We start from the raw sequence: 23739 nt of genomic DNA, 5'->3' as shown, positions 1-23739 counted from the left end.
ACTTTTAACCGCATCAATACGCCAACCTTCGATTAACACATTAATAACAAAGTCATTTTCAAAACTGGCACTCCCTTTGCAAAAACGTCAGTACCTGCAACGTAGTGAAAAGAGGTTCGTGATGAAAATTGGCGTATTTGTACCCATCGGCAACAACGGCTGGCTTATCTCGACCGCTGCCCCGCAATACATGCCGACCTTTGAGCTGAATAAAGCCATCGTGCAGAAAGCGGAGCACTACCATTTCGACTTTGCGCTTTCGATGATCAAGCTGCGCGGCTTTGGCGGCAAAACCGAATTCTGGGATCACAACCTGGAGTCCTTCACCCTAATGGCCGGGCTGGCCGCGGTCACCTCGCGGATTCAGATCTACGCGACCGCCGCCACGCTCACCCTGCCCCCGGCGATCGTCGCGCGCATGGCCTCCACCATCGACTCCATCTCCGGCGGGCGCTTTGGCGTCAACCTGGTGACCGGCTGGCAAAAGCCGGAGTACGAGCAGATGGGGCTCTGGCCGGGTGACGACTACTTCTCCCGTCGCTACGACTACCTGACCGAGTACGTGCAGGTCCTGCGCGACCTGTGGGGGACCGGCAAAAGCGATTTCAAAGGCGACTTCTTCACCATGAACGACTGTCGCGTCAGCCCGCAGCCGTCGGTGCCGATGAAGGTGATCTGCGCCGGGCAGAGCGACGCGGGAATGGAATTCTCCGCCAAATACGCCGACTTTAACTTCTGCTTCGGCAAAGGCGTCAACACCCCTGCCGCCTTCGCCCCCACCGCGGCGCGCATGAAAGAGGCCGCCGACAAAACCGGGCGCGACGTGGGATCCTACGTGCTGTTTATGGTCATTGCCGACGAAACCGACGACGCCGCGCGCGCCAAATGGGAGCGCTATAAGGACGGCGCCGACGAGGAGGCCCTGAGCTGGCTAACCGAGCAGAGCCAGAAGGACACCCGCTCCGGCGCGGACACCAACGTGCGCCAGATGGCTGACCCGACCTCTGCCGTCAATATCAACATGGGCACGCTGGTCGGCTCGTACGCCAGCGTCGCCAGAATGCTTGACGAAGTGGCGGCCGTGCCCGGGGCGGAGGGCGTTCTGCTGACCTTCGATGATTTCCTCACCGGCGTGGAGACCTTCGGCGATCGCATCCAGCCGCTGATGCAGTGCCGCGCCCACATTCCTGCCATGACGAAGGAGGTGGCGTAATGACGACCCTCAACGCACGCCCGGAAGCCATCACCTTCTCGCCGCAGCAGAGCGCGCTGATCGTGGTGGACATGCAAAACGCCTACGCCAGCCAGGGCGGCTATCTGGACCTGGCGGGGTTCGACGTCTCCGCCACCAAACCCGTGATTGAGAACATCAACACCGCCGTCGCCGCCGCGCGCGCCGCGGGCATGCTCATCGTCTGGTTCCAGAACGGCTGGGATGACCAGTACGTGGAGGCCGGCGGGCCCGGCTCGCCCAACTTCCACAAGTCCAACGCCCTGAAAACGATGCGCAAAAACCCAGAACTGCAGGGCAAGCTGCTGGCCAAAGGCGGCTGGGACTATCAGCTGGTGGACGAGCTGGTGCCGCAGGCGGGCGATATCGTCCTGCCGAAACCGCGCTACAGCGGCTTTTTCAATACCCCGCTCGACAGCCTGCTGCGCAGCCGGGGCATTCGCCACCTGGTCTTCACCGGGATCGCCACCAACGTCTGCGTGGAGTCGACCCTGCGCGACGGCTTTTTCCTCGAGTATTTTGGCGTGGTGCTGGAAGACGCGACCCACCAGGCCGGGCCGGAATTCGCCCAGAAGGCGGCCCTGTTCAATATCGAAACCTTTTTTGGCTGGGTCAGTAACGTCAATGATTTCTGCGACGCCCTGAATCCCCCGCTCGCCCGCATCGCCTGAGGAGATATGCTATGCCGAAATCCGTGATTATTCCGCCGGGCACCAGCACGCCCATCGCCCCGTTCGTCCCCGGCACGCTCGCCGACGGGGTGGTGTATGTCTCCGGCACGCTGCCGTTCGATAAAGACAACAACGTGGTGTTTATCAACGACCCAAAGGCGCAAACCCGCCACGTGCTGGAGACGATCAAAACCGTGATCGAAACGGCGGGTGGCACCATGGAGGATGTGACCTTCAACAGCATCTTTATCACCGACTGGAAAAACTACGCCGCGATTAACGAAATCTACGCCGAGTTCTTCCCCGGCGATAAACCGGCCCGGTTCTGCATTCAGTGCGGGCTGGTGAAGCCGGACGCGCTGGTGGAAATCGCCACCGTTGCGCACATCGCGAAGTGAGGCAACCATGAAACTCTCCGTCTCACCGCCGCCGTATGAGGGTACGCCCGTGGTGGTCTTGATTTCCGGTCTCGGCGGCAGCGGCAGCTACTGGCTGCCGCAGCTGGCCGCGCTGGAGCCGGAGTATCAGGTGGTGTGCTATGACCAGCGCGGAACGGGCAATAACCCCGACGCCCTGCCGGAAGGCTACAGCCTGGCGCAGATGGCGGACGAACTGGCCCTGGCGCTGGCTGAAGCCGGGATCGCGCGCTACAGCGTCGTCGGTCACGCGCTGGGGGCGCTGGTCGGCCTGCAACTGGCCCTCGACAGGCCCGAGGCCCTCACCGCGCTGGTGTGCGTCAACGGCTGGTTAACCCTCAACGCCCACACCCGACGCTGCTTTCAGATCCGCGAGCGCCTGCTGCATTACGGCGGCACGCAGGCGTGGGTTGAGGCGCAGCCGCTGTTTCTCTACCCGGCAGACTGGATGGCCGCCCGCGCGCCCCGTCTGGAGGCCGAAGAAGCGCTGGCGCTGGCCCATTTCCAGGGAAAAGCCAACCTGCTGCACCGGCTCAGCGCCCTGAAAAAGGCCGACTTCAGCCGCCACGCCGCGCGCATCCGCTGCCCGGTACAGCTTATCTGCTCCGCCGACGACATGCTGGTACCCGCGGTCTGCTCGTCCGAGCTGCAGGCGGCTCTCCCGCACAGCCACGGCGCGGTGATGCGCCAGGGCGGGCACGCCTGCAACGTCACCGAGCCGGACACCTTTAACACCCTGCTGCTGAACGGGCTCGCCAGCCTGCTGCACAGTCCCGAACCCGCTTTGTAAGGAGCTTTAATGAGCGAAGCCATTACGCCCGCCGCGCTGGAAACGCTGTTCACCGCTGCCCGCACCCACAACGGCTGGCGGGATATTGCCGTCAGCGACGAAACGCTGCGCGAAATCTACGACCTGATGAAATGGGGCCCCACGTCCGCCAACTGCTCCCCGGCGCGGATTGTCTTTGTGCGAAGCGCGGAGGGAAAAGCGAAGCTGCGCCCGGCGCTCTCCAGCGGCAACCTGGAGAAAACGCTCGCCGCCCCGGTCACGGCGATTGTCGCCTGGGACGGTGAATTCTACGAGCGCCTGCCCGAGCTGTTCCCGCACGGTGATGCCAGAAGCTGGTTTACCACCAGCCCCGCGCTGGCGGAAGAGACGGCCTTTCGCAACAGTTCGATGCAGGCCGCCTACCTGATTTTCGCCTGCCGCGCCCTGGGGCTCGACACCGGTCCGATGTCGGGCTTTGACCGACAAAAAGTCGACGAGGCCTTTTTCACCGGCACCACGCTTAAGAGCAATCTGCTGATCAACATCGGCTACGGCGATACCCGTAAAGTGTACGGGCGCCTGCCGCGCCTGACCTTCAACGATGCCTGCGGGCTGGCGTAAGGAACGACTATGACGACACCGGATAAACAAAACTTTCGCGACGCGATGGCCTGCGTTGGCGCGGCGGTCAACATCATCACCACCGACGGTCCGGCGGGGATGGCAGGCTTCACCGCCAGCGCGGTGTGCAGCGTGACGGACTCACCGCCCACCCTGCTGGTGTGCCTGAATCGCGGCGCGTCCGTCTGGCCGACGTTCAGCGAAAACCGCACTCTTTGCGTAAATACCCTGAGCGCCGGACAAGAGCCGCTCTCTAACCTGTTTGGCGGCAAAACGCCGATGGAGGAACGCTTTGCCGCCGCCCGCTGGCAAACGGGCGACACGGGCTGCCCGCGCCTGGAGGATGCGCTGGCCTCGTTTGACTGCCGCATCAGTCAGGTGGTGAGCGTCGGTACCCACGACATTCTGTTCTGCGACATTGTTTCGATTATTCGCCACCCCGCGCCGCAAGGGCTGGTGTGGTTTGACCGCGGCTACCACGCGCTTATGCGACCCGCCTGTTAAGGCGCTCTAAGGAGACAGACCATGTTCGGATTTCCCCACTGGCAGTTGAAATCGACCTCCACAGACGCAGGCGTGGTCGCGCCTGATGAACGCCTCCCGCTCGGGCAAACGATGGTGATGGGCGTCCAGCACGCGGTCGCCATGTTTGGCGCCACGGTGCTGATGCCGATGCTGATGGGGCTCGATCCCAACCTCTCGATTTTGATGTCGGGTATCGGCACCCTGCTGTTCTTTTTTGTTACCGGCGGACGCGTGCCCAGCTATCTCGGATCCAGCGCCGCCTTTGTGGGCGTGGTTATCGCCACCACCGGCTTTAACGGCCAGGGGATCAATCCTAACCTGAGCGTGGCACTCGGCGGCATCATCGCCTGCGGCCTGGTGTACACCCTGATTGGCCTGGTCGTGATGAAGATCGGCACCCGCTGGATCGAGCGCATGATGCCTCCCGTCGTCACCGGCGCGGTGGTGATGGCGATAGGCCTGAACCTTGCGCCGATTGCGGTGAAAAGCGTCTCCGGCTCGCCGTTTGAAAGCTGGATGGCGGTGATTACGGTCCTGTGCATCGGCCTGGTGGCGGTGTTTACGCGGGGCATGATCCAGCGGCTGCTGATCCTGGTCGGGCTGATTGCCGCCTGTCTGGTCTATGCCCTGCTGGCCAACGTTTTTGGTCTCGGCAAGCCGGTTGATTTTACGCTGCTTCAGCAGGCCGCCTGGTTTGGCCTGCCGCAGGTGACCTCGCCCACCTTTAACGCCCAGGCGATGATGCTTATCGCACCGGTGGCGGTGATCCTGGTGGCGGAAAACCTGGGTCACCTGAAGGCGGTTGCAGGGATGACCGGACGCAGCATGGATCCGTACATGGGCCGCGCGTTTGTCGGTGACGGGCTGGCGACCATGCTCTCGGGCTCCGTCGGCGGCAGCGGCGTGACCACCTATGCCGAGAACATCGGCGTGATGGCGGTGACCAAAGTCTATTCGACGCTGGTCTTCGTCGCGGCGGCGGTGATGGCAATCCTGCTTGGCTTCTCGCCGAAGTTCGGCGCGCTGATCCACACCATTCCGTCACCGGTCATTGGCGGCGCATCAATCGTGGTGTTTGGGCTGATCGCCGTCGCCGGGGCGCGAATCTGGGTGCAGCATCGGGTCGATCTTAGCCAGAACAGCAACCTGATTATGGTGGCGGTCACGCTGGTGCTGGGCGCGGGCGATTTTGCCCTGACGCTGGGCGGGTTTACGATTGGCGGGATTGGCACGGCAACGTTCGGGGCAATTCTGCTTAACGCACTGCTGAGCCGCCGGATGGCCGCTGCCCCGCAGGGGGAAGTGATGCATCAGGAGTCGTGAAGTCTGCATGTCGGGTAACGGCCGGGCCTTACCCGACTAATCTCGTTAGAACCATCAACAAGATGTACAACGATCAATCTTGCTCAAACAGTCGTTCGATAGATTTTGTCGGAAAGAAAAGAGAATGGCCGTTTTCTCCCGTCAGGGGAATAAACCCCTGCTTAAGATAAAATCGCTTTGCCGGCTCGTTAAGTGCATCAACAAATATTCCGTGTACCCCCACCGCCTGCGATGCCAGATAGACAACCCGCATGGCATGCGCGACGAGCGTCGTTCCCCACGCCTGTCCCTGTATGTTTTTATCAATAGCCAGACGTCCCAGCGTTACGCTGGGCACGTTGCTATAAGGGATGCGCCGCTGCTGCGTCTTAGAGGGAAGCATCTCCCTTTCAAAGCAACTTCCAGACAGCGTGTAATAACCCAAGACTCGCGGATGGTCGCGCGCTTTAAGCAGGTAGCCGCGTAAAATACGTCCATTGTGCTGACGCACCAGATGTTCTGTGAGGAAAACATTTAGCGAGGGTTCACCACAATCGAACTCCCTGAAATCGTAATCTTTTCCTTCAGCAAACATTTCGATCGTGAGATTTTCCACGACGCATCACTCCATGTCTTTAAGACGTTTTGCCGCTCGCTTCAGGCGTTCATTTGGCTCTGGCGGATTGTCGATGGCATCCATCACCGCATTCCATGATGTTTCGTTTAATACGAGACGCCGATGCTGTTCAATGACCTCTGCAGCACGCGCTGACGCACTGTTCACCATAAACTGGGTGATCGTCTGGTTTGTCATCGCCGCCGCTTCTTCAATCATGGTTTTGTCTTCGCCCGTTAAGCGAAGATCGATACGCTGTTTTTTAAGTGCTGGCATGGTTTGCTTCACTGTGTACGGTATTTATCCGTACACATGGTAGATAGGCCGGGCCTTTTTTTCAATCTAAACCTTCTTTAGCGGTCAGGTCGCTCACCTGACTCCGACGCTTTCTGAGCTTTAACTCGCTCACCAGCACCCCGGCGACGATAAACGCCGCGCCCACCAGCGCCAGCAGCGGCAAACGCTCGCCGGCAAGACGGCCGAAAATCCCCGCCCACACCGGTTCACCGGTATAAATCACCGTCGCTCGCGTCGGCGACACGCTGCGCTGCGCCCAGTTCATGGTGACCTGAATAATGGCGCTGAAGATACCCAGCCCCAGCGCGACCACGATCAGGCCGGTGGACATGGGCGGCACGGACTCCCCTGTCGGCACCATTGTCGCAAACGCCACCAGCGATGCCGTCGCAAGCTGCACGACCGTGACCCGCTTGACGTCCACCTTCCCCGCCCAGGCGCTGATCAGAATAATTTCCGCCGCAATCGCAATCGCCCCGACGAGGGTGATGATCTCGCCCGGCCCCAGCGCCAGGAGGTTGTTTTCCGGCCCGGCCAGCAAAATCAGGCCGATAAACGCCAGCACGATGCCGATGCAGGACATCAGCCCCGGCAGCCGCCCCAGGCAAAGCCACTGCAGGAGCGGCACCAGGGGCACATACATGGCGGTGATAAATGCGGATTTACTGCTGGAGATGGTCTGCAACCCCCACGTCTGCAGGCTGTAGCCCATCGCTATCGCCACCCCAATCGCCACGCCGGCCTTAAGCTCTTTAAGCGTCAGGCCACGCAGCGTTTTCAGCGAGATCAGCCCCACGGCTATTGCCGCCGTCGCAAAGCGCAGGCCAACAAAAAAGAAGGGATCGCTGAGGGTCACCGCGTACTGGACGGCCAGAAACGTCCCGCCCCAGAACATGGTGATGAGTATGAGGATAGCTTCCTGCGGTTTAACGGAGAATTTGAAGCGTGAAAAGGACATGCGGCACCAGCAAATAATAACAATTCTCTAGTGTGCGTTGCCTTTGGTTACAGTTCAATGTTGCAGACATAAAAAAACCGCCGGGAAACCCGGCGGCAGGGAGTCAACCCGGCGTACTACTTGTTGCTGCTGCCGTGGCTGTTTTTGCCCCCTTTTTTACCAGCCTCTGATGCACGCTGAGGGTCATTTTTAAAGTTGCCCCCGCTAGACTGGCCACCTTTACGACCTGCTTCTGATGCTCTTTCACGGTCTTCAGCGAAATTACCTGAACCACCACGATGGTTTGCCATCTCTAACCTCCAAAGTGTGAAACATTAGACATCATATTGCATTCAGTAAAAGAGGATTCTTTCACCTCGCAACACAAGGACAGAGCCTTTATCCGTGCCGCGTGAAACTAAGCTTAGTGGAATGAGGTTATCCGGCAAGTCGAAGGTAATATCCTGCAACATGATCTCAGTCTTTCGGGTGAGATGACGCGGCGGTAATTCATAAGCCTTTCTTATCTTTTCAAAAAACCGCCGCCTGAAATTTGTTTCATTTTGCTACAACGCCTTTTTGTAATCATATTGTTATAAATCAAAGAAATGCCGTTCATTTTTGCAGTCTGGCCGTGATGGCATATCTTTAAAAGAACGCAGCGATCCGCTGTCAGAAAAACCAACGAGGAGTGAAGCAAAATGGCAAAAGTTCTGGTGCTCTATTATTCCATGTATGGACACATTGAAACCATGGCTCACGCGGTCGCTGAGGGTGCAAACAAGGTAGACGGCGTAGAGGTTGTGGTAAAACGCGTACCGGAAACCATGAATGCCGAGGCGTTCTTAAAAGCCGGCGGTAAAACGCAAAACGCGCCGCAGGCCACCCCGCAGGAACTGGCAGACTACGATGCCATTATTTTTGGCACCCCGACCCGCTTCGGCAATATGTCAGGCCAGATGCGCACCTTCCTCGATCAGACGGGCGGGCTGTGGGCCTCCGGGGCGCTTTACGGCAAACTCGCCAGCGTCTTCAGCTCCACCGGCACCGGCGGCGGTCAGGAGCAGACGATTACCTCAACCTGGACGACCCTTGCCCATCACGGGATGGTGATTGTGCCGATTGGCTACGGCGCGCAGGAGCTGTTTGACGTTTCCCAGGTCCGCGGCGGTACGCCGTACGGTGCCACCACCATTGCGGGTGGAGATGGCTCGCGTCAGCCAAGCAATGAAGAACTGGCTATTGCCCGCTATCAGGGTGAATACGTCGCGGGTCTGGCTAAAAAACTGAACGGCTAACACCCAACAGGAGGACAAGCATGCCAACTCAAGAATCCAAAGCTCACCACGTGGGCGAATGGGCAAGTTTACGCAACACCTCTCCGGAGATCGCCGAAGCTATCTTTGAAGTCGCGAAATACGATGAAAAGCTGGCCGAGCAGATATGGGAGGAAGGTAACGATGAGGTGCTGGTGCGCGCCTTCGAAAAAACGGATAAAGACTCGCTCTTCTGGGGCGAGCAAACCATCGAACGTAAAAACGTCTAAGCGTTTCCCCCCGCCATCACGCGGGGGGTTCTCTTTTACTTCGCCGCGTTATTCATCACCGCATTGAATTTATCGACCGGACAGAAACCGTTCGCATCCACCGGACAGCCCTTCAGCTCCAGCGTCACGCGCTGCGCCGGAGACTGCAGCGACAGCACGCTGGCGTTACGCAGCTGCTCCGCGCTCTGGTAGACATACTCAATTTTCATCAGCTCCTGGTTAGCATTTTTGTCATGCCAGCGCTGGAAGACAATTTTCCCGCCAATCGGGGTACGTTCGTGCTGATCGTGCAGCTGATACGGTTTGAAATCGAGGGCGGTGAGCAGCGACGCGATGTTCGAGTCATGCCCCACCAGCAGGGTGATTTTCGGCGCTTTCGCCCGGTCGGTGACCAGCGTTTTATCGATATACTTCACCAGCGGCTTCGCCACGTTTTGCGCCACCTCGGTGGAGGTAAACAGCGAGTCCTGATAGCCGTTTTTCAGCATCGACAGCACGCGCCACTGCTGGTCGGTCTTGATTTCGCCCCAGGCTACCTGGTCGGCCGGGAAGCCTTCGTAGTACTGCAGCGTGAACGCATCCACCAGCGAGTTGCCCACCTTCAGCGGCCCGGATACGCCAGGCTCTTTTTCATAGTCGGCGCTGAAGGTATCCTTCGCGTCCGCCAGCGAGCAGACCTTTTTCTCTTTGCAGGACGGAGAATCGGCGTAGTTCGTCATCTGCTCCAGCAGCTTATAGCTCTCTGTAAGCTGCATTTTCTGCCGTTCCGCCTCCATCGCCTTCAGCGCTTTTTCACGGAATTCCGGCGAGTTATTGGTAATCACCGGATTAAAGGTCGGATCCATGGTGCCCATTTTTTCCTGATGGTGCACAGGAATGTCGCAGCCCGGGAACGCCCCGGTAATGAAGAACTGCGCGGTCGCAACGGTACGCTGCAGGCTGTTGGCGTAAGCATAAACGCTCTGCGCCGGTGGACATTCGCCGGTGGTCACCATCCCCTGCTGCGCCAGCCACTCGCGCATGTAATGGCCCATGTAGACTTCCAGCACGCCGCCTTTGGTGGTGAGCTGGCCGCCCGGCACCTCCCATTCAGGCCACTGCTTCGGCGTGGACTGCTCCAGCACGCTGCCGTTGTTGGCAAGCGGCGCGCGCAGGTTATGGCGACTCATGATTAAAACTTGTTCCAGCTGATACCCTTCCGGCGTCTCTTGCGCCTGCACGCCAAACGTTGCTGAAATGGAACCGGCGACTGCCAGCGCGAGTAGTGCTTTTCTCATCCCTAATTCCTCACTCGTTTTAAATGTCGCGTTCAGTGTGACAGATTGGTGACAATTTTCCGGGAAGCATTTCTCAAACTGATGATTAACGTGCTTACGGTGTGTGCCAATTAGTTTTATAATAAAACCATACCCTACCGGAGAATTGCTTGTGAAACGTACCCGCCTTGAAGAGAGCCCCTGCCCCGTCGCCCGTTCGCTGGATATCATCGGCGACTGGTGGTCGTTGCTGATTGTTCGCGACGCGCTGCGCGGAATTAAGCGCTTCGGCGAGTTTCAGAAAAGCCTCGGCATCGCGAAAAACATGCTGACCACGCGGCTCAAGCTGCTGGTTGATGAGGGTATCCTCCGGCTTCAGCCCCCGTCCGACGGCAGCGCCTGGCAGGAGTATGTCCTGACCGATAAGGGTCGCGCCCTGCAGACGGTGCTGGTTGCCCTTTCCCAGTGGGGGAATGAATTTTTGTTTGCGGAAAACGAATGCGGCACCGTGCTGGTCGATACCGAACAGCGTAAACCCCTGCGCAAACTGGCGCTTATCGCCGACGACGGGCGCGAACTGGCGCCTGAAGAGATCGTGGCTAAACTCCCCTCCTGATCCTTCCCGACGGTAAAAGCACAAAACGATCGCAAAATTGGTTGCATTATAAAACCAAATAATGGAGAGTTAATTAAGTTTCATATTGAAACCAAATAACCCACTTTGCTTGAGGTAACACACGATGACTACGCACATCACCACCGCCCTGATTACGGGCGCCTCTTCCGGGATTGGTGCCGTTTATGCCGACCGTCTTGCCGCGCGCGGCGCTAACCTGGTGCTGGTCGCCCGTCGCGAGGATCGTCTGAAATCCCTCGCCGCCGACCTGCGCGCCCGCTATGGCATCACCGTCGATATTCTGGTGGCCGATCTCACCGATGAAGCCGGGATCCGCGCCGTAGAAGAAGAGCTGCGCAGCAATACCGCCATTGATGCGCTGATTAACAACGCGGGCACCGCGCAGATGGCGCCCTTCCTCGCGGGCGATGTGGCGCAGCATCAGGCCATCAATACCCTGAACACCACGGCCCTGATGCGGCTGACCTATGCGGCGCTGCCGCGGCTGGCGCAGAACAATCGCGGTACCTTAATCAATATCGCCTCCGTGCTGGCCCTGCACGTGCGGGCGGGCAGCGCGCTCTACAGCGCCACCAAGGCGTGGGTGCTGAGCTTTACCCGTGGGCTACAGGAAGAATTTGCCGACAGCAGCGTGCGCATTCAGGCCGTGCTGCCCGCCGCCACGGCGACGGAAATCTGGAGCCATTCCGGCGTCACGGTGAACGATCTGCCGGAAGGGTCGGTGATGACCACCGACGATATGGTCGATGCCTCACTGGCGGGTCTGGATCTAGGCGAACCGATCACCATCCCCCCGATGCATGACGAAGGGCTCTGGGAGCGTTACGAAGCGGCGCGCCTTGAGCTGTTTAACAGCGCGCGCACCGGCATCCCGGCCCCGCGCTACGCGAAGCAGTAGCCTGGCGCTATCTGGCGTCCATACGGTGGAATGGAGAGTTTGCCATTCAGAAGGCGCTGATGCCGGTGACGATGCCGACATACAGCGCCGCCCACGCGCAGGCGGAAAGCAGGCTGACGGCGTAGACCTTGACGGCGTTCAGCCTGAGCATTCCCGCTGCCAGCGGGACGATGTAGCGCAGCACCGCCAGAAAGCGCGACGTAAAAAGTGCGATGGCACCGTTCTTTTGCAGCTGATGCTGTACCCGCAAGAACTTACCGGCATGCTTCGACGTGAAGCGCGTGACCAGCCGGGTATGCCCCATCAGCTGGCCGATATGGTAATTCAGCACCGACCCCGCCGTTGCCCCCATCACGACGGCGAGCCACGCCAGCCCGGGATGCATGCTCGCTTGGCTGACGGTAATGCCCGCCAGCAGCATCACCGACGCGGGCGGCAGCACGGAGGAGATCAGCACCGTCGACTTGCTTAGCGCCATCATAAATAACAGCGCGAACAACTGTGCCGGATAGAGCGCAAAATGATTCAGCAGATTATCAAACCACGCCATTCCCCCCTCCTCCGTTAATTATTTAATCCTCCATTTAAAAGGAGCAACATTAAATAAAACCTCAACATCGCATTAATAATATTATTTTAAACCGTTCTTAAACGTTATTTAAATTCCCGAGCGGTGAATTTAAATATGCGTATTATCCCTCACGTTTTACAACGATCTCGTTATGGCGAGGCTCCTGTACAAATACACGTTATCGCTCTGGTGGGTTCGAGAGAATCGGCACAGGGTAAAACAGGCACTGTCGAATCAAGGCTTTGTCAGTATAACTTCCCTTGCGGGATACGGTGTACAGTGCTGAACCCAGGACGTGGGGATCTCCTCTTCGACATGCCCTGTCTTGCTCGCCCCTGAGAGATGTTATTATTCAAAGGGAATTCACTATGTCTTACGCTATTCACAATCAAAATTCGGGATTCAACGACAGCGCCATCGCGCAATATATGAATACCGATTTTATCGTTCTCGATATTTCATTATGCGTGGCCCTGGCCCGCGAGCAATTCTTCGAAAAATTAAAAGATGACGATATTCCGTCACATATTTTTATTGAAGACAATGGTCGCCTGGCGGGCATGATTGCGGTGCGTAAACTGCTGCAGACCGCCGATACGGTACAGCCGGTGAAATCGCTGATGATTTCGCAGTTCCTGCAGGTCAAGCCGGAGGATGAACGTGCCGATGTCGCCGGTCTGCTGGCGCACGGCGGCGCGGATGTCGTGCCGGTGGTCACCCATGGGAAGCTCGTCGGCTGCCTGACCGAGCGCGAAATCGCCCATCTGCTGGAGGATGACGTCACCGAGGACGCCCAGCTTCAGGGGGCGACGCTGCCGCTGGAGAAGCCCTATCTGGAAACCAGCGCCTTCAGCCTGTGGAAGAAACGCTCCGTCTGGCTGCTGCTGCTGTTTGTCGCGGAAGCCTACACCAGTTCGGTGATCCAGCACTTCGAAGAGGCGCTGGAGTCCGCCATTGCGCTGGCGTTCTTTATTCCACTGCTGATCGGCACGGGCGGCAACAGCGGGACGCAGATCACCTCCACGCTGGTGCGCGCCATGGCGCTGGGGGAAGTCCACCTGCGCGACGTCGGGCGCGTGCTGCGTAAAGAGATGACCACCTCGCTGATGATTGCCGTGACGCTGGGTATCGCCGGGTGTATCCGCGCCTGGATGATGGGGATTGGGCTGGAAATCACGCTTATCGTCAGCCTGACGCTGGTGTGCATTACGCTCTGGAGCGCGATCGTGTCGTCCGTGATTCCGATGGTGCTCAAGCGCTGCGGCATTGACCCGGCGGTCGTCTCCGCGCCGTTTATCGCGACGCTCATCGACGGCACCGGGCTGATTATCTACTTCAAAATCGCCCAGTACACGCTGGGGCTGGAGTAATCTTGCGAGCACCGCTTTCTGTGATTGCGGTGCTCACGCCGCTACGCGTCACCAAGGTGATGCGCAATCTCGCGCAGCTGCTGGGCCAGCGCCTGGAGATTTTTCCCCTTCTCCCCTTTTGGCCCGGTAGACTGCCGCACCACCAGACGAGCAGGCAAAATCGAGGACATACGCAGCGCATTATCTTCGCCACTGTCCAGAATACGCCGCACCGCCTCTTTACCCTGCAGATCTAAATCCAGCGAGACCGTCGTTAGCGCCGGGTAGAAAAACGAGCTTTCGTAGGTGTCATCGTAGCCAATCACCGACTTCTCGCCCGGAATTGAAATTTGCTGCTGATGGAACGCGCTCAGGACGCCGAGTGCCATCTGGTCGTTGCCCACCAGCACGGCGGAAAAGTGCGGCGTTTCGCGCAGCATCTGCAGCGCGCCGGCATACCCGCTCTGTGCATCCCAGTTGCCGCGGATCACCGAGGCAGGCTCCAGGCCATAACCCTTCAGGGTTTCGATCCAGCTTTTCAGCCTCAGCTGCGCCGAGACAGAGGACTCTGGCCCCGCCAGCAGAGCGATGTCGCGATGGCCCAGTTCGTAGAGGTATTTAACGCTCGCACGGGTACCGTCAGCCGGGTTAAACGAAACGTTAAACACGGAGCTGTACGGGTCCACATCCAGGAACAAACAGACGATATCGTCGTTGTCTGTGGCGATCTTCTGCGCCTCTTCGGCCTCCAGCGGCACGTTGATGATCACCTTGCTCACCAGCTGAGACTTCAGTTCGTTGATAGAGTCCTGAATGCTGTGGTTGACGTTCTCATCGATCATTGAAATCAGGACCTGATAACCCTCCACGTTCGCATAGCGTTTTACCGCCGCCGCCACCTGAGAAGGGGCATGCAACGCGAGCGAAATTGTCACCAGCCCGACGGTCTGAGTCTGTTTGCCGACCAGCTGCTGAGCCAGGCGGTTGGGCACATACCGTAATAACTCTATGGATTTCTCCACCTTGCTACGCGTGGCGTCGGATACGTTGGCAGATTTATTCAGTACCCTGGACACGGTCTGATAGGAGACGCCCGCATGGCGTGCCACGTCCTCTAACGTTGCGCTTTTCGACTTCATGGTCCGGTTCCTTATGCTGTTATGCGCTGATTGTAACAGGGGCGCTGAAAAAAAACGCTAATCACCCTCTCGCTGCTGGCATAACACATCAAAAAAGTATGACGCTCACAATACAGCACTCCCTGAAAAATCACATTGATTGATACAAAATTGTCTATTTTATTTGCACTTAATCACACATTTATGATCGCGCAATTGCCAGTTGGAGGGTTTAGGCATTTTATGACAGCGGATTTGTGAACGTATTACAAAACAATAAGAGGGTAACAATGAACACGACGATCCGCTCTGTATCTGTTGCGCTGGCTGCGGCGCTAGCGTCTCCTTCGCTGTTTGCAGCGTCTTCAGTACCGATTGATTTTCATGGATATCTTCGCTCCGGCGTGGGCGTCTCACGGGATGGTGGGATGGAGGAGTGGCAAAAAAATAAAATTGGCCGTCTGGGTAACGAAGCCGACACCTACGGCGAGCTGGAGCTGGGCTCTGAGGTTTACAAAAAGAACGACGTCAGCTTCTACCTCGACAGTATGGTGAGCATGGTGTCTGACGGCTCTAACGATAACGAGACTACCTTCGGTGATGATGCCCAGTTCGGTCTTCGTCAGCTGAACCTGCAAATCAAAGGCCTGATCCCGGGCGATCCTAACGCGGTGATTTGGGGCGGTAAACGCTATTACCAGCGCCATGACCTGCACATCATTGATACCAAATACTGGAATATCTCGGGTTCCGGCGCGGGTATTGAGAACTATACGCTCGGCCCAGGCGCGGTCTCCGTGGCGTGGATCCGCGGCGATGCCAACGACGTAGACTATCGCGTTGACGGTGATAACGACGTGAACATCAACTACATCGATCTGCGCTATGCGGGCTGGAAACCATGGGCAGGCGCCTGGACCGAAGTCGGTATCGACTACGCTATGCCCAACCCAACCAACAAGCAGAAAGAGTACGGCGGGCTCTACGAGGCCGATAACGGCGTGATGGTGACCGGCGAAATCAGCCAGGACATGCTGGGGGGTTACAACAAGCTGGTGCTGCAGTACGCCAACAAAGGGCTGGCGCAGAACATGGTGTCCCAGGGTGGCGGCTGGTACGACATGTGGAACTATGTGAACGATGCCAGCGGCTACCGCGTGATCAACACCGGCCTAATTCCCATTACCGACAAGCTCTCCTTCAACCACGTGTTGACCTGGGGGTCGGCGGACGACACCACGCAATTTACCGATAAATCGCGCCTGGTTTCCCTGGTCGGCCGCGCGCAGTATCAGTTCACCGAGTATGTCCGCCTGATTGGCGAAGTGGGTGGTTTCTATCAGAAAGATACCTACACCGACGGCTCGAACTACAAGCAGAGCGGCGAGAAGTATACCCTCGCGCTGGGTCTGGCAGACGGTCCTGATTTTATGTCACGTCCGGAACTGCGCGTGTTTGCCTCCTACCTGAATGATTCCGAAAAAGGAAAATCGTTCGAGGACGGCACGGCGAATAATACCTGGAACTTTGGCGTACAGGTCGAAGCCTGGTGGTAAGTCTTCATTTTTAAAATGCGTTAATCGTTATTGTATCTCCAGCTATTTGCAGCCTCACTCTCTGCTCGGGGATAGCCATTATTTTGGCTATCCCTTTTTTATATTTAATGATTAAAATGTTTATCTAATAACTGGCGTAATGTATCAGACTGCCTGCCAAATATGGCGTGCACCTGCTGACCGATAATAATTACGCCCAGCGCCCCTTCATTCTGTAAGGCCTGTGAATCAACCTTATTCAAATCTTTAACCGTTACGCGCAGGCGGGTAATACAGGCTTCGACGTGTTCGATATTATCATCACCGCCAAACGCGGGAATTAAACGCTGGGTTATTTGACTGTCCATAATACGCCTCATGATATGCAGATAAAAAAATGCCTGCTCGTGGAGCAGGCGTTCTGTGCCTTGTTGCCCGGCGGCTCTTCGCTTGCAGCGCCTACGGGTTGGGTAGGCCGGGTAAGCGCAGCGCCACCCGGCAATAAAACCGCACTACGCTTTACGCCTGAGCACCCGACAGTCCCACGCCAGCAGCACGGTATCGCCCGCTGCGGCGGCGTCTGTCATGCAGTCGGTATACCCCTGCGGCAGCGTGATGTACTGCTGCTGGGCGGTAAAGTTCTGCACAAACACCCAGGTGGTTTCGCCGTCCGTGCGCGCCGTCGCGACCACGCCCGGTGGAAAATCCCCTTCGACCGCGCGCGGCAGCGCCAGCTCGTTGATAATGGCGGCGAAGAAATCGCGCTGGAACGGCAGATCGTTGCGCGACGCCACGTGCCACGCCTTGCCTTTCCCAAAGCGATTGACCGTCACCGCAGGGCGACCGGCGTAGAAATCATCCCGGTAGGTCGCCAGCACCTGCGCGGACTCAGCGTGGATCAGCTCGCACAGATGACGGACCTGATACGGCCCCTGTAGCCCCGACGCATTACCCGCCAGCCCCTGAACCAGGTTACGTTCGCCGTCATCCAGGCAGTCTATCTCCTCAGCCCAGACCCCCACCAGCTTGCGCAACGGTCCCGGGAATCCTCCCAGATGGCAAAGATCCGTTTCATTCACCACCCCGCTCCAGTAGGTCGTCACCAGATGCCCGCCCGCAGCGACAAAGGCCTCCGCTCGTTCGGTAAAGCCCTTGCGCACCATGTAGAGCATTGGCGCAATGACCAACGCGTACGGGCTGAGATCGCAATCGGCGTCAATAATATCCACCGCGATGCCCTGCTCCCAGAACGGACGATAGTGCTCGTTAACGGTTTTCTCGTACTCCATCCCCTTGTTGCGCGGCCCTTCGGCATCGTCCAGCGCCCAGCGGTTTTGCTGGTCGAAGATAATCGCCACCCGGGCTTCTGTGCGACAGCCCGCGACATCCGGCAAACGTTCAAGCATTTCACCGAGGCGCGTCACTTCCCGCCCGACGCGGGTATCAAGGTGGCCCACGTGATCGATCACCGCGCCGTGGAATTTCTCCACCGACCCGCGGCTTTTACGCCACTGGAAGTACTGCACTGAATCCGCCCCGTGCGCTACCGCCTGAATAGAAGAGAGAATGTGCATCCCAGGCTTTTTCAGCTTGCTGGTCGGCTGCCAGTTAGTCGTGCTCGGCGTGGACTCCATCAGCACAAAGGGTTTGCCGCCCTTAAGGCTGCGCATCATGTCGTGATACATGGCGGTATAGCAGGCGAGCGCCGTTTCGTCTTTCTCCTTGTGCCACATCGGGTAACTGTCCCAGGAGATGAAGTCGATCGCTTCAGCAAGCTGCCAGTAGTCGTAATCGTAGAAATACTCCATAAAGTTGGTGGTCACCGGCAGTTGTGCATTCGCGGCTTTCAGCGGGGCCACCTCATGGCGGCAGAAATCCGTCACCTGCGCGGTGTTGAAACGCCGCCAGTCGAGGTTCAGGCCATGAATCGACACTTCACCCTGCGGCGCGGGAGACGCAATCTGCGACCAGTCGGTGTAGGTATGGCTCCAGAAGGTGCTCCACCATGCATGGTTCAGCGCGTCGAGGGTGTTGTAGCGCGCCTTCAGCCAGTCGCGAAAGCGCGCCTGGCACAGGTCACAGTGGCATTCTCCGCCGTACTCATTGGAGATATGCCAGCCCAGCACCGCCGGATGGTGTGAATATCGCTCAGCCAGCAGGGCGTTTATTTGTAGCGTTTTAGTCCGGTACACCGGGGATGACATGCAGTGGTTATGACGACCTCCGTGCAGCGCGGGCACGCGGTTGCGCCCGACGCGCAGCACCTCAGGATATTTTTGCGACATCCAGGCCGGACGCGCGCCGCTTGGCGTCGCCAGGAAAATATGAATACCGGCCGCATAGAGTTTCTCAATAATATTATCCAGCCACGCAAAATCATATTCCCCCTCGCGCGGCTCGAGCTTCGCCCAGCTAAATATCCCCACCGACATCACATTGCATTTCGCCTGCTGCATCATGGCGATGTCTTTTTCAATAATACCGGGGTAATTCTCCCATTGCTCCGGGTTATAGTCGGCGCCATGCAATAACGCCGCGACCTTCGAGCTTAAAGGCGCAAATTTATTCATATTAAAAAGGTCCTGAATGAAAATAAATTACTTAAATACCGTTACTGACGGCAGCACTTTTCCCTGACAATCAAATAACGCCTGGTTTTCGCGGGCATTTCCCTCTTTCCAGTCGTCATGGATATATTTCATGCCGGTTTTGGTCGCCCACGTGGTACCCGGCACGGCGATCCAGGTAGGCTCCCAGTAAAAGATCCCCTTGCCGCGATGGTCCGGAACATCAATAACGGACTGCATTAAATCGTGGATATAATCGTACTGGCCCTGAACGGTGCCCGGATAGCCGCCGTCTTTTTCTTCTTTCGCCTGGAAGCTGTTCTCGGCGTTATCGCAGTTTTCCAGCGTATAGCCGTAGGCCGCTTCTACCACAATGACGTCTTTGTTATAGCGTTTGCTGATGTCGTCCATATTGGCCTTCAGCGCGCTGATTGGGCCGTTCCAGTAGGTGTACATCGACAGGCCGATAATATCGAACGGCACGTTGCGCCTGGTGATTTCATCAAACCACCAGCGGAAGGTGTCATTTTTGGTCCCTTCCGCCAGATGCAGCATGATCTTCACCTGTTCACCGTCGGTCAGGTTCTCCTTTAGCCCGCCAATGGCAGCAGTGAGCAAACCGGCCAGGCGGTCAAATTCGCCGCCGCCCTGCCCCCAGCTTTTCCCTTCCGGCCACAGCATGCCGCCGTTGATTTCGTTACCGATCTGCACCATGTCCGGCAGGACGCCCTCTTTCTTAAAGCGGGCAATCGCGTCGCGGGTGTAGTCGTGGATCGCCGTTTTGAGCTGCGGGTAGTCCATCTTTTCCCAGGCTTTTGGCTTGTACTGTTTGCCCGGATCGGTCCAGAAATCGCTGTAGTGGAAATCGAGCAGCAGCTTAAGGCCCTGCGCTTTCACGCGCTTCGCCAGCGTAATTGTGTTTTCCAGGCTGTTACTGCCGCCGCCGTAGGTATTGCCATCCGAATCCTGCGGGTCAACCCACAGGCGCAGGCGCACATAGTTCACGCCGTTCGCTTTGAGGATCGCTATCGCATCCTGCTGCTGACCGTTCTGATTATAAAATTTCGCACCGTGCTGTTCGGCTTCCAGCAGGGTCGAAATATCCGCCCCCTTGATGAAATCCGCCGGCATAGCGTTAAAAGGACGCGTTTTCACCGCGTCGGCAGCAAAAGCGCCTGCGGCAAGGCCACATGAGAGGCAAACGGCAAGCAAAGCGGGTTTGAGTCTTTTCATGATTATCCTTTGGTACTCCCGGAGGTCAGGCCGGAGACGAAGTATTTTTGTAACGCCAGGTAGAGGATCGCCACCGGTACGGCAATCAACACCGCGCCTGCCGCGTAGGTGGTGTAGCTGGCACCCATTTTTTGCGCCACCAGGTTATAAAGCCCAATGGGTAACGTGAATTTGTCCGGGGTGCGCAAGATGGTGCTGGAGAGAATGAAATCCCCCAGCGGCCCGGTGAAGGAAAAGAGCGCCACCACCGCCACAATCGGCTTCGAAAGCGGCATGATGATTTCGATGAAAATCCGGAAATTGCTGGCCCCGTCCATGCGCGCGGACTCATCCAGATCTTTCGGGATGGCATCGAGATAGCCTTTCATCAGATAGGTGTTCATCGGGATCATGCCGCCCACGTAGATCAGCACCAGCGCGAGATGGCTATTGATGAGGCCCAGCAGCTGCGACAGTACGAAGATGGCAATCAGCGCCGAGAACTGGGGAATCATCTGCAGCAGCAGAAACAGCATCAGCCCGTTCTGACGCCCCTTAAAGCGGAAGCGCGAGAAGGCATAGGCCGTAAAGCTCACGCTGATGAGGGTCAGCACCATGGTCAGAAAGCTGATTTTCATCGAGTTCCAGTACCAGGTCATGTAGTTCACCTGGCCGTTGAACAGGTCGGCATAGTGCTGGACCGAAAAGTTCTCCGGAATAATCGACGAGCTGAGCAGGCTGTTACCGGCGTTGAATGACGCCCCGACCGTCCACACCAGCGGGTAAATGATGATTGTCGACACCAGCACGATAACCAGCCAGGAGAGCGAGAGGCGTACCCACTTCTCACGTTTAATACTTGGTGATTGAGCCATTGTTGCGTCCCTTACGCCATGTCGTCATTTTTGAAAGATTTGGTGGCGCGGAACTGCCACAGCGCCAGGCCGACGACGAAAATCGACAGCAGGATGGTGATGGTCGCCGCAATCGCGTACTGCGAAGAGGACATCGTCAGCTTGTAGATCCACGACACCAGAATGTCGGTCCCGCCCGCATTTGACCCGACCACCGCCGGACCGCCGTTGTTAAACAGATAGATAATGTTGAAGTTATTGAAGTTGAAGGTGTACTGGGTGATCAGAATCGGCGCAATCGAGTACAGCACCAGCGGCAGCGTAATGGTGCGCAGCTTGGTCGCGCTGCTGGCGCCGTCCATGGTGGCCGCTTCATACAGATCGTCAGGGATCGCCTGCAACACGCCGGTGGTCATGGCGAACACAAACGGGAAGCCGAGCCAGGTCTGCATCATAATCAGCGCCGTTTTGGTCCAGAACGGGTCGGTCATCCAGGCTTTAGGCGCAATGCCGAAGAAGGCCAGAATCGCGTTGTTAATCACCCCGAAGGAGTCGTTGAACATCCCGGCAAATACCAGAATGGTGACAAAACCCGGCACCGCCCACGGCAGGATAAAGATGGTGCGGATCAGCGGCTTAAAGCGCAGATCTTTCTGGTTAACCAGGATGGCCAGCAGCACGCCTACCGAGCATTGCAGCGTGGTGGCGAGCAGGGTCCAGACCACCGTCCACTGGAGCACGTCGAAGAAGGTCGAGCGCCAGATGGAGAGCGTGAAAATATTGATAAAGTTCTTAAAGCCAACCCAGTCCACCAGCTTAGCCGGCGGCGTGTGGTAAAGGTTGTAGTTGGTAAAGGCGATGGCAAAGCCGAACAGAATGGGGAATACCACGACAAACACCAGCAGGATAAAACCCGGCGCGATCATCAGATACGGGAAGCCGTCGCTGAGCAGCATCTGGTACTGCTTGCGCACGCTATTAAGCCGTAAGCCTTCGTCACGTCGACGGCCATTTGCCCACGCATCCCGCATCGACAGGGCGTACACCGCCACGCCAAACGCGCCAATCAACACGCTGATGATCCCCTCAGCCAGCAGGAAGATGGAATTGTCACGCGGCACCTCCTCGCCAAGCGTCACCAGCCCCCACAGCCCTTCGCGTAAAAAATCAGCGAATACGCCGATAAAACTTGCCAGCAGCACCAGGAAGATGATCCCCTTCAGCCACTGGCGATGGTAGAACTGACCGAAGCCAGGGATGACCGCCAGCAGCAGCCCAGTCCAGGCATGACGCCCGGCCACGCGCGGTTTGGCAATATGTTCCGGGATGATACTCACAGACAACTCCTTTCAAAAAACGGGAGAGCAGCCTCCCGTTCGGTGACGTCAGAAAATTACTGGTTGCTGGCCTGCATGGCTTCGATTTGCATCTGGACCTGCTTCTCTGCGCTGTCCAGCGCGGCTTTCGGATCCTGTTTGCCGGTCAGGCTCAGCTCCAGCGCGGCGTTGGCTGGCCCCCACACTTCGCCCATCTCCGGAATGCCCGGCATGGCGGAAGCGCGCGCGGCCTGTACCGCAACGGCGCTCGCTTTTTCATCGTTCTTGATAATCGGATCGTCGATCATCGCCGTCAGCGGCGGGATCTCGCGCGTGGCGACGTAGCGGGTTTTGACGTACTGCGGCTGGTTAATAAATTCGATGAATTTCTGCGCCAGCGCTTTGTCTTTGCTCCACGTGGAGACCACGTAGCCTTTCACGCCGAGGAAGGAGCTCATTGGCTTGCCGTCCGGCAGCGTGGGCAGCGGCGCAACGCCGTAGTTGATGCCTGCCGCTTCATACGGCTGGAAGGCCCACGGCCCGTTGATCACGGCTGCCGCTTTTTTCTCGGTAAATAAAGAGTCGATGGCGTTCAGGCCGTTGTCGCCGACTATCCCGGCCGGGAAGATCCCGTCGGCGTAGAATTTTTTCAGGTACGTCACGGCCTCTACTGCGCCCGGTTTGTTCAGGCCGACGTCGCTGGCGTTATAGCCGCCCTTGTCGTTTTGCCCAAAGATGTAGCCGCCCATCGGGGAGATAGCGCCCCAGCTGTAGTAAATCTGATCGAACTTGGCGAGCAGGCCGTACTGGTTTTTTGCGCGCTGCTGTTTAGAAAAGTCATACCAGTCCTGCAGCGAGTTGAGGGGTTTAGCGATGAGGTCTTTGTTGTAGATCAGCACCAGCGTCTCAACCGCTTTCGGCACGCCGTAGAGGGCGTTATCCATTTTGAAGGCATTGATGGAGGCCGGGGTGTACTGTTCGGTCTGCCTGGCCTCCAGATTCAGGGGGGTCAATAACCCTTGCACAACGGCGCCGCCTAGCTGATCGTTAGGGATAACCAGCACATCCGGGCCAATCCCTGCCGGACCGTCCAGACGCAACTTTTCCAGCTGCTGAGCGTAAGGGGTCTCCTGGACGTTAACCTTCACGTCGTACTGTTTTTCAAAATCGGCGACCGCATCTTTAATGCCGGACGACTTCTTGATGTCTTCCCATACGTTAAGCTGCGCGGTGGCGTGAACCTGCACCGCGAGCGTAGAGAGGATAAGCGCAGCGAGAATGTTCTTTTTCATGTTCAACCTCATGTGAAGGTATAACAATTTTATGGTTGTTATCGCATTTAACGCCGTACCCGACGCATCCTGTTACGCATTAAAACGAATGCTGCACGTATGACATCAAATGCCTTTGGTTGGATATACGCTACCCTTCACATCATGATAACTCTACAAAAAACTGTAAGTTGTGTGATCGTCATAACATTAATGGAATATCT

The 23739-nt window shown here is 57.4% G+C and carries 26 protein-coding genes and 1 riboswitch; of the genes, 13 read left to right on the top strand and 13 right to left on the bottom strand.

Annotated elements, in window-relative coordinates:
- Nucleotides 1-121: 121 nt before the first annotated feature.
- The 7 genes from rutA to rutG are packed head-to-tail and all read left to right on the top strand — an operon-like array spanning nt 122 to nt 5556.
- Nucleotides 122-1213, top strand: coding sequence for a pyrimidine utilization protein A (gene rutA / locus FY206_RS09415; protein ID WP_032639533.1), 1092 nt, complete (start codon nt 122-124; stop codon nt 1211-1213).
- Nucleotides 1213-1902: a pyrimidine utilization protein B gene (rutB, locus tag FY206_RS09410; RefSeq protein ID WP_032639531.1), complete on the top strand. Its 690-nt coding sequence runs from the start codon at nt 1213-1215 to the stop codon at nt 1900-1902. The genes rutA and rutB overlap by 1 nt, the downstream gene beginning before the upstream one ends.
- An 11-nt stretch (nt 1903-1913) precedes the next feature.
- Nucleotides 1914-2300, top strand: a complete 387-nt coding sequence (rutC, locus tag FY206_RS09405) for a pyrimidine utilization protein C (RefSeq protein ID WP_008499822.1) — start codon at nt 1914-1916, stop codon at nt 2298-2300.
- Nucleotides 2301-2307: 7 nt separating this feature from the next.
- Nucleotides 2308-3108: a pyrimidine utilization protein D gene (gene rutD / locus FY206_RS09400; RefSeq protein WP_077064048.1), complete on the top strand. Its 801-nt coding sequence runs from the start codon at nt 2308-2310 to the stop codon at nt 3106-3108.
- Between the two features lie 9 nt (nt 3109-3117).
- Nucleotides 3118-3708, top strand: coding sequence for a malonic semialdehyde reductase (locus FY206_RS09395; RefSeq protein ID WP_032639527.1), 591 nt, complete (start codon nt 3118-3120; stop codon nt 3706-3708).
- 9 nt (nt 3709-3717) lie between these two features.
- Nucleotides 3718-4212 carry an NADH-dependent FMN reductase RutF gene (rutF, locus tag FY206_RS09390; RefSeq protein ID WP_032639525.1) on the top strand — a complete coding sequence of 165 codons (495 nt, stop codon included), beginning with the start codon at nt 3718-3720 and terminating at the stop codon, nt 4210-4212.
- 21 nt (nt 4213-4233) lie between these two features.
- Entirely contained in the window at nt 4234-5556 is a 1323-nt protein-coding gene (gene rutG / locus FY206_RS09385) for a pyrimidine utilization transport protein G (protein WP_032639524.1), read from the top strand.
- A 73-nt stretch (nt 5557-5629) separates the two neighbouring features.
- Here rutG and FY206_RS09380 read toward each other — a convergent pair whose 3' ends face one another.
- From FY206_RS09380 to FY206_RS09365, 4 genes are all read right to left on the bottom strand, one after another.
- Nucleotides 5630-6130 (bottom strand): GNAT family N-acetyltransferase, encoded by a 501-nt coding sequence (locus tag FY206_RS09380; RefSeq protein ID WP_171847083.1) that lies wholly within the window; start codon nt 6128-6130, stop codon nt 5630-5632.
- Nucleotides 6131-6157: 27 nt separating this feature from the next.
- Entirely contained in the window at nt 6158-6427 is a 270-nt protein-coding gene (locus FY206_RS09375; protein ID WP_032639522.1) for a type II toxin-antitoxin system TacA family antitoxin, read from the bottom strand.
- 61 nt (nt 6428-6488) lie between these two features.
- On the bottom strand, nt 6489-7406 hold the full coding sequence (locus FY206_RS09370) for a DMT family transporter (RefSeq protein WP_032639521.1): 918 nt from the start codon (nt 7404-7406) through the stop codon (nt 6489-6491).
- A gap of 116 nt (nt 7407-7522) precedes the next feature.
- Nucleotides 7523-7696, bottom strand: a complete 174-nt coding sequence (locus tag FY206_RS09365) for a con-10 family general stress protein (protein WP_032639520.1) — start codon at nt 7694-7696, stop codon at nt 7523-7525.
- A gap of 390 nt (nt 7697-8086) precedes the next feature.
- Here FY206_RS09365 and wrbA point away from each other — a divergent pair, with 390 nt between their 5' ends.
- Together wrbA and FY206_RS09355 are read left to right on the top strand one after the other, a co-directional pair.
- Nucleotides 8087-8683, top strand: a complete 597-nt coding sequence (wrbA, locus tag FY206_RS09360) for an NAD(P)H:quinone oxidoreductase (protein ID WP_032639519.1) — start codon at nt 8087-8089, stop codon at nt 8681-8683.
- A 20-nt stretch (nt 8684-8703) separates the two neighbouring features.
- Entirely contained in the window at nt 8704-8931 is a 228-nt protein-coding gene (locus FY206_RS09355; RefSeq protein ID WP_008499832.1) for a YccJ family protein, read from the top strand.
- Between the two features lie 35 nt (nt 8932-8966).
- On the opposite strand, the gene agp is transcribed toward FY206_RS09355, so the two are convergent.
- Nucleotides 8967-10208, bottom strand: a complete 1242-nt coding sequence (gene agp / locus FY206_RS09350; RefSeq protein ID WP_032639517.1) for a bifunctional glucose-1-phosphatase/inositol phosphatase — start codon at nt 10206-10208, stop codon at nt 8967-8969.
- Between the two features lie 151 nt (nt 10209-10359).
- Here agp and FY206_RS09345 point away from each other — a divergent pair, with 151 nt between their 5' ends.
- Entirely contained in the window at nt 10360-10803 is a 444-nt protein-coding gene (locus FY206_RS09345; RefSeq protein WP_077064049.1) for a winged helix-turn-helix transcriptional regulator, read from the top strand.
- Between the two features lie 124 nt (nt 10804-10927).
- Nucleotides 10928-11722, top strand: a complete 795-nt coding sequence (locus tag FY206_RS09340; protein WP_032639513.1) for an SDR family NAD(P)-dependent oxidoreductase — start codon at nt 10928-10930, stop codon at nt 11720-11722.
- A 46-nt stretch (nt 11723-11768) separates the two neighbouring features.
- Here FY206_RS09340 and FY206_RS09335 read toward each other — a convergent pair whose 3' ends face one another.
- Entirely contained in the window at nt 11769-12272 is a 504-nt protein-coding gene (locus tag FY206_RS09335) for a DedA family protein (RefSeq protein ID WP_032639511.1), read from the bottom strand.
- Nucleotides 12273-12431: 159 nt separating this feature from the next.
- A riboswitch (M-box (ykoK) riboswitch) is annotated at nt 12432-12601 on the top strand.
- Between the two features lie 60 nt (nt 12602-12661).
- On the opposite strand from FY206_RS09335, the gene FY206_RS09330 reads away from it, so the two are divergent.
- Nucleotides 12662-13663: a magnesium transporter gene (locus FY206_RS09330; RefSeq protein WP_077064050.1), complete on the top strand. Its 1002-nt coding sequence runs from the start codon at nt 12662-12664 to the stop codon at nt 13661-13663.
- A gap of 41 nt (nt 13664-13704) precedes the next feature.
- Here FY206_RS09330 and FY206_RS09325 read toward each other — a convergent pair whose 3' ends face one another.
- Nucleotides 13705-14781, bottom strand: coding sequence for a LacI family DNA-binding transcriptional regulator (locus FY206_RS09325; RefSeq protein ID WP_032639508.1), 1077 nt, complete (start codon nt 14779-14781; stop codon nt 13705-13707).
- Between the two features lie 269 nt (nt 14782-15050).
- Between FY206_RS09325 and FY206_RS09320 the strand changes: the two genes are divergently transcribed.
- Nucleotides 15051-16316 carry a maltoporin gene (locus FY206_RS09320; RefSeq protein ID WP_032639505.1) on the top strand — a complete coding sequence of 422 codons (1266 nt, stop codon included), beginning with the start codon at nt 15051-15053 and terminating at the stop codon, nt 16314-16316.
- A gap of 104 nt (nt 16317-16420) precedes the next feature.
- On the opposite strand, the gene FY206_RS09315 is transcribed toward FY206_RS09320, so the two are convergent.
- The 6 genes from FY206_RS09315 to FY206_RS09290 all read right to left on the bottom strand — a co-directional run bounded on the left by FY206_RS09315 (nt 16421) and on the right by FY206_RS09290 (nt 23536).
- Nucleotides 16421-16663: a PTS sugar transporter subunit IIB gene (locus tag FY206_RS09315; protein ID WP_077064051.1), complete on the bottom strand. Its 243-nt coding sequence runs from the start codon at nt 16661-16663 to the stop codon at nt 16421-16423.
- Between the two features lie 144 nt (nt 16664-16807).
- Nucleotides 16808-18865, bottom strand: coding sequence for a beta-galactosidase (locus FY206_RS09310; protein WP_032639501.1), 2058 nt, complete (start codon nt 18863-18865; stop codon nt 16808-16810).
- 27 nt (nt 18866-18892) lie between these two features.
- On the bottom strand, nt 18893-20095 hold the full coding sequence (locus tag FY206_RS09305; RefSeq protein WP_032639499.1) for a glycoside hydrolase family 53 protein: 1203 nt from the start codon (nt 20093-20095) through the stop codon (nt 18893-18895).
- A 2-nt stretch (nt 20096-20097) separates the two neighbouring features.
- Nucleotides 20098-20949: a sugar ABC transporter permease gene (locus FY206_RS09300; RefSeq protein WP_032639498.1), complete on the bottom strand. Its 852-nt coding sequence runs from the start codon at nt 20947-20949 to the stop codon at nt 20098-20100.
- A gap of 11 nt (nt 20950-20960) precedes the next feature.
- Nucleotides 20961-22265, bottom strand: a complete 1305-nt coding sequence (locus tag FY206_RS09295) for a carbohydrate ABC transporter permease (protein ID WP_032639496.1) — start codon at nt 22263-22265, stop codon at nt 20961-20963.
- Nucleotides 22266-22321: 56 nt separating this feature from the next.
- The gene (locus tag FY206_RS09290; RefSeq protein ID WP_032639494.1) at nt 22322-23536 is read right to left on the bottom strand and encodes an extracellular solute-binding protein; all 1215 of its coding nucleotides are present in this window, start codon (nt 23534-23536) and stop codon (nt 22322-22324) included.
- Nucleotides 23537-23739: the final 203 nt, after the last annotated feature.

The sequence above is a fragment of the Enterobacter chengduensis genome, assembly GCF_001984825.2.
Classification (GTDB): Bacteria; Pseudomonadota; Gammaproteobacteria; order Enterobacterales; family Enterobacteriaceae; genus Enterobacter; species Enterobacter chengduensis.
Note: the sequence above shows the minus strand (reverse complement) of the source record. Positions and strands in the feature narration are given on the sequence as shown.